The 10,245-nt window shown below is 59.9% G+C and carries 10 protein-coding genes; 8 read left to right on the top strand and 2 right to left on the bottom strand.

The genetic code is table 11. From position 1 onward, the window contains the following. Positions 1-342: 342 nt before the first annotated feature. Positions 343-1,227, bottom strand: a complete 885-nt coding sequence (locus ACNA0J_RS15725; RefSeq protein ID WP_415819815.1) for a LysR family transcriptional regulator — start codon at positions 1,225-1,227, stop codon at positions 343-345. Between the two features lie 110 nt (positions 1,228-1,337). Between ACNA0J_RS15725 and argC the strand changes: the two genes are divergently transcribed. Then, positions 1,338-2,303, top strand: coding sequence for an N-acetyl-gamma-glutamyl-phosphate reductase (argC, locus tag ACNA0J_RS15720; RefSeq protein ID WP_415819814.1), 966 nt, complete (start codon positions 1,338-1,340; stop codon positions 2,301-2,303). A gap of 86 nt (positions 2,304-2,389) precedes the next feature. On the opposite strand, the gene ACNA0J_RS15715 is transcribed toward argC, so the two are convergent. Continuing rightward, positions 2,390-3,280, bottom strand: coding sequence for a LysR family transcriptional regulator (locus tag ACNA0J_RS15715; protein ID WP_415819813.1), 891 nt, complete (start codon positions 3,278-3,280; stop codon positions 2,390-2,392). 69 nt (positions 3,281-3,349) lie between these two features. Between ACNA0J_RS15715 and ACNA0J_RS15710 the strand changes: the two genes are divergently transcribed. The 7 genes from ACNA0J_RS15710 (at position 3,350) to ACNA0J_RS15680 (ending at position 10,150) form a co-directional block, all read left to right on the top strand. Beyond that, a complete protein-coding gene (locus tag ACNA0J_RS15710) occupies positions 3,350-4,189 on the top strand; it encodes an alpha/beta hydrolase (protein WP_415819812.1) in 840 nt (279 codons plus the stop codon). A 34-nt stretch (positions 4,190-4,223) separates the two neighbouring features. Then, on the top strand, positions 4,224-5,204 hold the full coding sequence (locus ACNA0J_RS15705) for a Bug family tripartite tricarboxylate transporter substrate binding protein (protein ID WP_415819811.1): 981 nt from the start codon (positions 4,224-4,226) through the stop codon (positions 5,202-5,204). Positions 5,205-5,380: 176 nt separating this feature from the next. Further along, on the top strand, positions 5,381-6,688 hold the full coding sequence (gene folC / locus ACNA0J_RS15700; RefSeq protein ID WP_415819810.1) for a bifunctional tetrahydrofolate synthase/dihydrofolate synthase: 1,308 nt from the start codon (positions 5,381-5,383) through the stop codon (positions 6,686-6,688). Between the two features lie 53 nt (positions 6,689-6,741). Further along, positions 6,742-7,566: an SPOR domain-containing protein gene (locus ACNA0J_RS15695; RefSeq protein WP_415819809.1), complete on the top strand. Its 825-nt coding sequence runs from the start codon at positions 6,742-6,744 to the stop codon at positions 7,564-7,566. Further along, entirely contained in the window at positions 7,563-8,051 is a 489-nt protein-coding gene (locus ACNA0J_RS15690) for a CvpA family protein (protein WP_094820789.1), read from the top strand. Before ACNA0J_RS15695 ends, ACNA0J_RS15690 begins: the two co-directional genes overlap by 4 nt. A gap of 23 nt (positions 8,052-8,074) precedes the next feature. Next, a complete protein-coding gene (gene purF, locus ACNA0J_RS15685) occupies positions 8,075-9,598 on the top strand; it encodes an amidophosphoribosyltransferase (RefSeq protein WP_415819808.1) in 1,524 nt (507 codons plus the stop codon). A gap of 87 nt (positions 9,599-9,685) precedes the next feature. Beyond that, entirely contained in the window at positions 9,686-10,150 is a 465-nt protein-coding gene (locus ACNA0J_RS15680) for a disulfide bond formation protein B (protein WP_415819807.1), read from the top strand. Positions 10,151-10,245: the final 95 nt, after the last annotated feature.

Below are 10,245 nucleotides of genomic sequence, written 5' to 3'. Positions count from 1 at the left end.
GTCCGCGCCTTCGCGCTCCCTNCGGTGGCTGCTCGCTCGACTTTGAGGCGCCCGGCCGGGCCGATTGCCTCGGCTCGACTGGCAGCAACTAGAATTCTCTGCACCGCTGGCACGATCTTCTTGCTTGGCGTTTTTTCGTCGCCGCATTGGTAAAGAGAAAGATCTTGCGGTGCTGCTTTCGGCGGCCGCCCTGCGCGCCCACCTCAAGCGATCGGGCCGGGCATGCGGCGGGGTGGCGTTGAGTTAGTTGGAGGATCTGCTTGGCTGCGTTTTGGGGGCTTGCGTCTGAGGACTCGCTAGCCCAACGGGTCTGCGGCCACTACCTGACAAAACAGCTCGATTTCACTGCAGCTGCAAATCCCACAAAGCCGCCAACATATGGCGTGTAGCAGGCTCGCTCAGTTGCTCGCGATAAGCGACTCCTAATTGCCGCCACAAGGCTGGCCGCAAGGGCCGCATGAGAATGCGTTCATCGGGTGATGGTGCGCCCGCCTCGTGAGGCAATAATGTGCCGCCATAGCCTGCGCCGACCAGGCTTTTGATGGCGTCGTTGTAGTTCAACGCGATGCGGGGAACAGGGCGCAGGCCGACGTCGGCGAACCACTGTGTGGTCAATCTGGACAGATGCGTGCCGGGGTCGTTCAGGATGAGCGGCCGTTCGGCCATCCAACGAGGGGTGATACGGGCAGGCGCGCGCCAGGCCGCAGGCAGGAAGGCCACGACGGGATCACGCCGCCACGGTTGGATTGTCAGGCCGGCAACCTTGGCTTGAGGCAGGGCGACGATGCCAATGTCGAGCGATCCATCGCTCAACTGTGCGAGGGTTTGTTGCGAGGTCAGGACTGCGATTTGTACGTCTATTGCCGGATGCGATTGCGCCAATGCTGCCAGGGCGCGCGGCAGCAAATGAGCGATGACCCCGGTGGATGCGCCTAGCCGGACGCGGCCCGCCAGACCTTGGGCCTGACGTGACACGTCATCCAGGGCATGCGTTACGTCGGCCAACAGCTTTCGTGCATGGTCGATCAGGCTCTCGCCGATAGCCGTGGGACGTACATGACCCTTGGTTCGAGACAGCAATTGCGCGCCCACGCGCTGTTCTAATTCGCTGATGTGCAGGCTGACCGTGGGCGGCGCCAGATGCAGCAGTGCCGCCGCCTTGGCGAACGAGCCCTGGTCCGTAATCGTGATGAGCGTGCGCAGTTGATCCAGGTTGATTTCCCGCATGGCGCCTCGTTGATCAGAATTTCTGAATAGAAAGATTATTAAATTCAACTTTTCTAATTTTATGGCCCGAGTCACGATAACGCCATCGACTATTCACCGGAATCATCGCGATGACCACCCCTCATGTTTTTATTGACGGCGACCAGGGCACAACGGGCCTGCAGATCCATGCGCGCTTGCAGGGGCGCGACGATATTGTCATTGACACCTTGCCGGCGGCTTATCGCAAGGACCCGCAACGTCGCGCTGAGGCGCTGAATGCCTGCGATATTGCCATTTTGTGCCTGCCCGACGCGGCAGCGCGCGAGGCGGTGGCGCTGGTGCAAAATCCCGACGTGCGCGTTATCGACGCTAGCTCTGCCCATCGGGTACAGGATGGCTGGACTTATGGTTTTCCGGAATTGAGCGCCGATCAATCGCGGCTGATTGCACAGTCCAAACGCGTCACGAATCCGGGTTGTTACCCTACGGGTGCGATCGGCCTGCTGTCGCCCTTGGCGAGGGCCGGATTGCTGCCGCCTGATTATCCGTTGGCTATTCACGCTGTATCGGGGTATTCCGGCGGTGGGCGTGCTGCTGTCGAGCGGTACGAGGGCGGGGATTCGCAGGGGGAGGGGCAGACCGTCAGTCAACCATCCCGCAATCTGCCCGCATTCCAGGTCTATGGCTTGTCCCTTCAACACAAGCATGTCCCGGAGATTCAGCGCTATGCCGGTTTGGCATTGCCACCGGTTTTTGTGCCGGCGTACGGGGCTTATCGCCAGGGGATCGTGCTCACCATTGCGTTACAGCAGCGCCTGTTGCCAGCCGGCGCGAATGCGGACACGGTGCACGCTTGTCTTGCCGATCATTACGCGGGCGCGCAATACGTGCGGGTATTGTCATTGGCCGAATCCTCGGCGTCGCAGGGGTTGGATCCCGAGCGTCTGAATGACAGCAACAACATGGAGCTCGCTGTTTTTGCGAATGCTGATCAGGGTCAGATTCTGTTGACAGCAGTGTTCGATAACCTGGGTAAGGGGGCCTCGGGCGCGGCGGTGCAAAACCTCGACCTGATGCTGGGGGCACTCAAGTAGGCGGTGCATGTGTTTGCATTGTTGGATCGCCGTCTTCGCCTTGTTCAGTGTTGCCGGAATAGGCCTTTTCCCCCAGCCAGCAGAGCTCAGCCTGTCTGCGAATGACCTATTTCGGCTAACACTAATTGCCTCATGTATTCGGCTGCGGGCGATAGTGTGCGATCCGCGCGCATGCGTAGCCCCAGGGTGCGCTCTACGCCGGGCGAATCGAGCGGCACGAACGTCAATTCATTCTGGTCTGGCGGCAGCCCCAAACGAGCCAGCACAGTTACGCCCATCTGCTGCCTGAGCATGGCGATGAGCGTCAGCATGTTTGCGATATACAACCGGCATTCGGATAAGAACGCGGCTTGAGGGCAGCTCGCCAGTTGTCTGTGAGCCACTGTTCCGATGTGGGGCAGATGGGCGATGTCCTTCCAGGTCAGCCGACCGGCCGTGGCCAAAGGATGGTCGCGATGGCATACCAGCCCGAATTCATCCTTGAACAAAGGCTGAAAGCTCAGTGCCGAGTTGTCGCTGACCGTGCTGCAGATGCCCAGTTCCGCTTGGCCTCGTAACAGCATCTGTTCGACTCCCTCGGAATTGTCATCGCGAATGTTCAACATGACATTGGGATAGCGCTGGCGATAGGACCGAACCAGACCCGGCATCCAATGTGTCGCCGCCGACATCACACAAGCCATGCTGAGAAAGCCGCTGTCGTTGCGTGCGATGCTCCCCATCGTCGAGGAGACTTGGTCGGCATGATCCACCAGTTGCTGGGCCAGCGTTAAGCAAGATATCCCGAACGCGGTCGGCACGACCGGGCTGCCCCGCACAAACAGTTTTTGGCCGAGCCGTTCTTCCATTTCTCGTATGGCCAGCGAAATCGCCGGTTGTGAGCGGTGCGCACGTTCCGCTGCCAGCCTGAAACTGCCCGTTTCGGCGACCCACAGAAAGTAGCGGTAGTGATTAATCGAGAATGCGTTGTCTGCCATTTGTTTATTTTATTGATTAATAATATTAATTAATTTTACTTATTTTTGGGCGATATCTACCATCTCGCCATGGATCATTCGACACAGCAGTTTGCACATCATCTGGACTTCAGCGGGTTTGACACGCGCCCGGCGACGAACCTCGCGGGATGCCGGGTATATACGGGATGCGAAGGTCTGCCAGACCGCCCGGCGTTGGTATTCGTGCCTGGTGGCTATCACGGTGCGTGGTGTTTCAGCCATTACTTGGACTATTTCTCACAGCGTCACATTGGGTGCTATGCGGTGGATCTGCCGGGGCATGGTTCGCTCGCTGACGAGATGACACCTGATATTGGGCTGGAATTCCTGGCGGATCGACTCATCGCCTGCATTGAGGCGTTGGGCCGGCCGGTCGTGCTGGTGGGGCATAGCGTCGGGGCTATCCCGGCCATGCTGGCTGCCATGATCGTGAATCCGCAAGGGTTGGTGTTATTGGCGCCATCGCCGCCGGGCAATCTTCCCGGTGCCCGGGCATTGCCGGCGTTGCCGGAGGATACGTTGCGCGCGGTGCCCGATCCAGACGAGGTTCGATGGCGCTTTCTCGGGGCAACCGACGAGCTCAGAGTGGAAAACGTCATGGCACGAATGCGTGCCGAGAGCCCGCGGGTGTTGAATGACCGCTACACATTGCGTATGCAAGTCGACCCCGACCGTATCGTGTGTCCAGGTATCTGCCTGGAGGCGGGCCGGGACGATCTGGAGCGCCACCCCGCAGGACAGGATTTGGCTATTGCCCGGTTCCTGGGCATCGATTACGAGCTGCTCGAGGCCCAACCGCATTGCATGATGTATGGCGCCGACTGGCAGGAGAGTGCAGAGGCGATTCTAGTTTGGTATCAGCGCTGTTTCGGTGTCGGGCATTGCTGATCACCGTAGACGTCGACATAACAAGGAGAAGGCAATGAGTAAAGTACATCGACGTAGTTTGACCGCTTTGGCGGCGGTATGCATGCTGGCTAGTGTGTCCGTGTCCGCGCTAGCCAGCGATTGGCCTGGCAGCAAACCCGTCAACATTATTGTGCCGTCTGCGGCAGGCGGGGCGGCGGATCTGACGGCTCGTACGGTCGCCAGGTATCTCAGTCAGAAGGCGGGCGTAGATAATGTCGTCGTGCAGGACAAACCGGGTGCAGGGGGCGTGATAGGAACGGCCGCGGTCAAGAATGCGGCGCCAGACGGGTATACCTTTCTACTCTCGACGAATTCCACTCAATCCGCCAATCGGTATCTCTACAAAACGCTGCCATACGATGCCGACAAGGATTTCGTGAATGTCGGGATGATAGGCACATTCCAGACCGTGGCTGTTGTCTCACCGGACAGCAAGATCAACACATTGCGGGAATTGGTTGAGCAGGCCCGCAGCGAGCCCGGCAAAGTGTTTTTTGGCTATTACAGTTCGTCGTCGCAGGTGCCACCGAATTTGCTCAAGCAGTATGCAAAGATCGATATTGCGGGTGCTGCATACAAAAACGTGACGCAGATTTTGACGGATTTACGCAGCGGGTTGATTCAGTTTGCCTTCGTTGATTATTTGACTGCCAAGGGCCAAATCGAAGGCGGTAATCTGAAACCCATCGCGGTGACGGGCACAGAGCGCAATCCTCATTTGCCGAATATCGAAACGACCACCAGTGTGTATCCCGGCTTTATTGTCGAAGGTTGGATGGGGATCTCCGCACCGGCGGGCACACCGCAGGCGGTGGTGGAAAAAATGAGTACCTATCTGAAACATGCGCTCGTTGATCCGGAGATGGTCAAACAGCTGAGCGATCTCGGGCTGCAACCTCAGGCCATGGGGGTGGCCGAATTCGGCAAATATATCGACGGCGATATTCAGCGATGGGCAAAATGGGTGGAAACGGCACAAATCAAAGCCCAATGAGGGAAGGGCAGCCCGCTACGCCGAGCTCCTGAAATCTCGGCCCGCATTGCAAATATGAGCGCCATTCGACGGCGGTCATTCCGGCTCTGAATCCATCAATGCCAACAGGGGCTATGCCCCCTGTCAATCGACGCGGCTGTTACACTGCCGCGTCTTCGCCTTTTTCGAATATTTTCATGTCTGCCCCCCGTTTAGACGCTGCCACGCCGTTGCCTCAGTGGCTGCAATACCTTGAGTCCATTCACAGCAAGGCTATCGATCTGGGGTTGGACCGGGTCAAGCAGGTGGCGGATCGCCTGGCGTTGCAGCTGAACGGCGTCAAATTCGTCGTCGGCGGCACCAACGGCAAGGGCTCGACCTGTGCCATGCTCGAGGCCATTTTGCTGGCCGCCGGTTACCGCGTGGGCTTGTACACCTCGCCGCATCTGATCGATTTCAATGAGCGCGCCCGGGTCAACGGCGAGATCGCCAGCGACAGCGCGCTGACCGAGCAGTTCGCCGCGGTCGAAGCGGCCCGTGGCGAGATCACGCTGACGTATTTCGAGTTCACCACGCTGGCGATCTTGCGCTTGTTTACACAGTCGAATCTCGATGCCATCGTGCTGGAAGTCGGCCTCGGGGGGCGCCTGGATGCTGTCAATATCATTGACGCCGATTGCTCCATCGTCACCAGCGTCGATCTGGATCATACCGACTGGCTGGGCGATACCCGCGAGAAAATCGGCTGGGAAAAGGCCCATATCTACCGCAGCGGCCGGCCGGCCATATGCAGTGACCCCCAGCCGCCGCAGTCGTTGCTGGACTACGCCGCAGAGATCGGCGCCGAGCTGTGGTTGTTCGGTAAAGACTTCAACTATTCCGGGGATCGCCAGCAATGGGCCTATGGCGGCCGAGGCCAGCGCCGCAATGCCCTGGCCTATCCTGCATTGCGGGGCGCAAACCAATTGCTGAATGCGTCGGCCGCGCTGGCTGCGCTGGAGTCGGTGCGTGACCGCCTGCCTGTGCCGCAGCAAGCCGTCCGTATCGGTCTGCTGCAGGCATCGGTGCCGGGCCGGTTCCAGATTTTGCCTGGGCAGCCCGTCATCATCCTGGATGTGGCGCATAATCCGCACGCCGCAGCGGTGCTGGCTCAGAATCTGGATAACATGGGTTTTCATCCCTACACCCATGCGGTCGTGGGCATGCTCAATGACAAGGACGTCGACGGCGTCCTGGCCAAGATGCTGGGGCGTATCGATCACTGGTACTGTGCAGGCCTGCCCGGGCCGCGAGGCGGCAGCGGAGACGACTTGGCCAAGCACGTCTCGTCCGCACTCGAGGCGGCTCCGGCTGATTCCGACGCGCCCACCGTGCAGGCCTACGCAGACCCCGCTGCCGCATTCGCCGCAGCCCGCGAGCGGGCAGGCGAGGGTGATAGAATCGTGGTGTTTGGCTCGTTTCTCACCGTTGCCGCGGTTTTGCAGGCACTGGGTCGCAAAATTTAAGGTTTCGGCAGTCGGGGCGCAGGCTCCGGTCAGGTCGCAAGGAATTCCTGCCCATGGGATTTTTCACTCGCAAAGACTCCGCCTCTCAGGCATCGCCCTCTAGACCGCGTCCGTCGGTATCCAGCGAAGCCCAGGCGGCAGAACTCCGTGGGCGTGCTCGCCGGCGGTTAGCCGGCGCCGTCGCGCTGGTGCTCGCAGCTGTCATCGTGCTGCCGATGGTACTGGACTCTGAGCCCGTACCCGTCGCGGACGATATTCCTATCCGCTTGCCGGATCGCAATACGCCGTACCAACCGCAGGTCTCGCCGCCGGCCGTGGCCGACGCGGGTAATGCTGCCACGGGTACCACGCCGGAGGGTACTGCGGTCGCGCCGCCTGCGACGCCGCCCGTAGAGCCGCCGGCTGTCCCTACGCCGCCTGACGTGTCCACGCAGCCTGCGACGCCGCCTGCTTCCACCGCCCAGCGGCCCGAGACGCCGCCTGCCGCGGTGACTCCGCCCAAGCCGCCAGCGACCAAGCCACCAGCTACGCCGCCCAAACCTCAGCAGTCGCGCGACGAGGACGGTGCTCGGGCCCTGGCCCTGCTGGAGGGGCGTTCCCCGTCTGATACCCCCGTACCGGCTGCACCCAAGCCCGCCGCCAAAGGCAATTTCGTCCTGCAGATCGCTTCATATGGCGCCCAGGCCGATGCCCAATCGCGGCGTACCAAATTGCACCAGGCTGGCGTCACCAACGCTTTTGTCGAACAAGCTTCCGTTGGAGGTAAACAGTCGTATCGCCTGCGCGTGGGGCCATTCCCGTCGCGTGAGGCGGCCCAGGCCGCTCAGGCACGCTTGCGCACGCTGGGTTATGACAACGGCTTCATTGCCAGCCAGTGACCGGTTTCGATTTCGTCGTGTTGGCCATCCTGGCAGCCTCCGGTCTGCTGGGGTTGGTACGCGGCCTGCTGAAAGAAATCCTGTCCTTGATGGCATTTCTATTGGCCTTCGTGGCAGCGATCTGGTGGGGGCCCTCTGTATATGGCTGGATTGAACCCTATATAGAGACTCCGATGCTGCGTATGGGTATTGCGTATGCGGCGGTGTTTATTTTGGTATTGCTAGGGGTAGGGCTGCTCAATATGACGTTGGCTGCCCTGATCCGTACGACTGGCTTGTCTCCGGCAGATCATGGCCTGGGTGCTGTGTTCGGCTTGGCGCGAGGCTTGTTGTTTGTGTTGATATTGGTGGCGTTGGGCGGCTATACGCCGTTGCCGCAAGAGCCCTGGTGGCAAAACGCCATGTTTTCGCATTCGGCCACCGAGGCCGTCAGGCATATCAAGTTGTGGTTGCCCCCGTCGTTGGCGACGTGGCTGCCCTACTAAGTTTCGTTTAACGGGAAATCACCATGTGTGGAATCATCGGGGTCATTGGGCGCGGGCCGGTCAACCAGCTGCTCTATGACGGTTTGCTGCTGCTGCAGCATCGTGGCCAGGACGCGGCAGGTATTGCGACGTCGTCCCAAGGCAGCCACTTCAACATGTTCAAGGCCCACGGCCTGGTGCGGGATGTTTTTCGCACCCGCAACATGCGGTCGCTGCCCGGTACCAGCGGTATCGGTCATGTGCGCTACCCCACGGCGGGCTCCAGCGCCAGCGAAGAAGAAGCCCAACCGTTCTACGTGAACGCGCCGTTCGGCATCACTTTTGCCCATAACGGCAATCTGACCAACTGGCGCGAGCTGCGCGAGTCGCTGTATCGCGATGACCGCCGCCATATCAATACGAATTCTGATTCCGAGGTGCTGCTCAACGTGCTGGCGCACGAGCTGCAGTCGGCCGCTACCGGCGTATCGCTCAACGACGACACGTTGTTCCGTGCGGTATCGGCCGTGCACAAACGAGTGCGTGGCGCTTATGCTGTCGTGGCCCAGATTTCTGGCTATGGCATGTTGGCGTTCCGCGATCCGCATGGCATTCGTCCGCTGTGTATCGGCCGCCAGGAAACCGATGAGGGCGCCGAATGGATGGTCGCTTCGGAATCCGTCGCCCTCGAGGGTAGCGGTTTTGCGTTTGTGCGCGACGTCGAGCCGGGCGAGGCGATTTTTGTCGATCTGGACGGCCGCATGGTCAGCCGCCAGTGCGCTGACAATCCGCAACTCGTTCCTTGTATTTTCGAGTACGTGTATTTCGCACGTCCCGATTCGATGATCAATGGTGTGTCGGTGTATGACGCCCGTCTGCGTATGGGTGAATACCTGGCCGACAAGGTGGCGCGCAATATGCGTCTGGGCGATATCGATGTGGTGATGCCGATTCCGGATTCGTCGCGTCCCGCCGCGATGCAGTTGGCGGCACGTCTGGGCCTGGACTATCGCGAAGGCCTGATCAAGAACCGATACGTGGGCCGTACGTTCATCATGCCGGGCCAGGCGGTGCGCCGTAAATCCGTTCGCCAGAAACTCAATGCGATCGGCAGCGAGTTCAAGGGCAAAAACGTGCTGCTGGTCGATGATTCCATCGTTCGCGGCACGACCAGCCGCGAAATCGTCGATATGGCGCGTGCGGCTGGCGCGAACAAGGTCTACTTCGCCTCGGCTGCGCCTCCAGTGCGCTTCCCGAACGTGTACGGCATCGATATGCCTACGCAGAGCGAGTTGATCGCCACGGGTCGTACAGACGAGGAAATCGCGCGCACGATCGGCGCTGACGGGTTGATCTATCAAGACCTCAGCGATATGCAGCAAGCTGTCACGGATATCAATCCGGCTTTGACGCGTTTTGAGTCGTCCTGCTTTGACGGTCAGTATGTGACCGGCGATATTACGGCGGAATACCTCGAGCGCCTGGGCCAATCGCGTGGAGACCCGGGCGGCGATGAGTCCACCGGCGGGCTGCAGTTCAACATGGGATTCTCGTCGAGCGACGCCTGATGCGGCGCATGATCGGCCTGTCCTTTCTGTAACGATGCCGGGCAGTGGTATGGCCCGGCATCATGTTTTTTACCTCGGTCTAATTACATGCAATCTTCTCGTCGCCTGTTATGGCTGATCGCCATTTTCTGCTTTGGTGCGTTGGGCGTTGCCCTGGTGTCGCAGCATGTGTATGACATGCCGCCTTGCGCGTGGTGCGTGTTGCAGCGCTTGATCTATCTCACTATTGGCGTGATTGCTTTGATTGGCGCCAATGTGGCGGTGCTGGCTAGGTTATGCGCGGGGCTGGCGGCCATATTGAGTGTGGGCGGGATTGCTGCGGCCTGGTATCAATATGATGTGGCGGCGCATATGTTTTCTTGCGATCAGACGTTCGCGGATCAGTTCATGAGCGCGTCGGGGTTGGATGGGGCGGTGCCTTGGCTGTTTGGGATTTATGCTAGTTGCATGGATGCTATGGTGGAAGTGTTCGGGGTGGAGTATGCGCTCTGGAGTTTGAGTTTGTTTGTTTTGTTGTTGTTGGGGAGTTTACGGGGGATGTTGCGGCGGTGAGGTGATCAGGCGGGACGGGGAGCGAGTGCTATTGGACGTCGAAGCGGGGCAGTGACCGTGTTGGCGCTTCACGGAGTCGGTCGGCCGCCTGCGCG

The sequence above is a fragment of the Bordetella tumbae genome (assembly GCF_965139195.1).
Taxonomy (GTDB): domain Bacteria; phylum Pseudomonadota; class Gammaproteobacteria; order Burkholderiales; family Burkholderiaceae_B; genus Bordetella_A; species Bordetella_A tumbae.
Note: the sequence above shows the minus strand (reverse complement) of the source record. Positions and strands in the feature narration are given on the sequence as shown.

Bases quoted from the DNA above. Each gene is read 5' to 3' on its own strand.
- ACNA0J_RS15725 (WP_415819815.1), bottom strand. From the start codon at position 1,227: ATGCGGGAAATCAACCTGGATCAACTGCGCACGCTCATCACGATTACG.
- argC (WP_415819814.1), top strand. From the start codon at position 1,338: ATGACCACCCCTCATGTTTTTATTGACGGCGACCAGGGCACAACGGGC.
- ACNA0J_RS15715 (WP_415819813.1), bottom strand. From the start codon at position 3,280: ATGGCAGACAACGCATTCTCGATTAATCACTACCGCTACTTTCTGTGG.
- ACNA0J_RS15710 (WP_415819812.1), top strand. From the start codon at position 3,350: ATGGATCATTCGACACAGCAGTTTGCACATCATCTGGACTTCAGCGGG.
- ACNA0J_RS15705 (WP_415819811.1), top strand. From the start codon at position 4,224: ATGAGTAAAGTACATCGACGTAGTTTGACCGCTTTGGCGGCGGTATGC.
- folC (WP_415819810.1), top strand. From the start codon at position 5,381: ATGTCTGCCCCCCGTTTAGACGCTGCCACGCCGTTGCCTCAGTGGCTG.
- ACNA0J_RS15695 (WP_415819809.1), top strand. From the start codon at position 6,742: ATGGGATTTTTCACTCGCAAAGACTCCGCCTCTCAGGCATCGCCCTCT.
- purF (WP_415819808.1), top strand. From the start codon at position 8,075: ATGTGTGGAATCATCGGGGTCATTGGGCGCGGGCCGGTCAACCAGCTG.
- ACNA0J_RS15680 (WP_415819807.1), top strand. From the start codon at position 9,686: ATGCAATCTTCTCGTCGCCTGTTATGGCTGATCGCCATTTTCTGCTTT.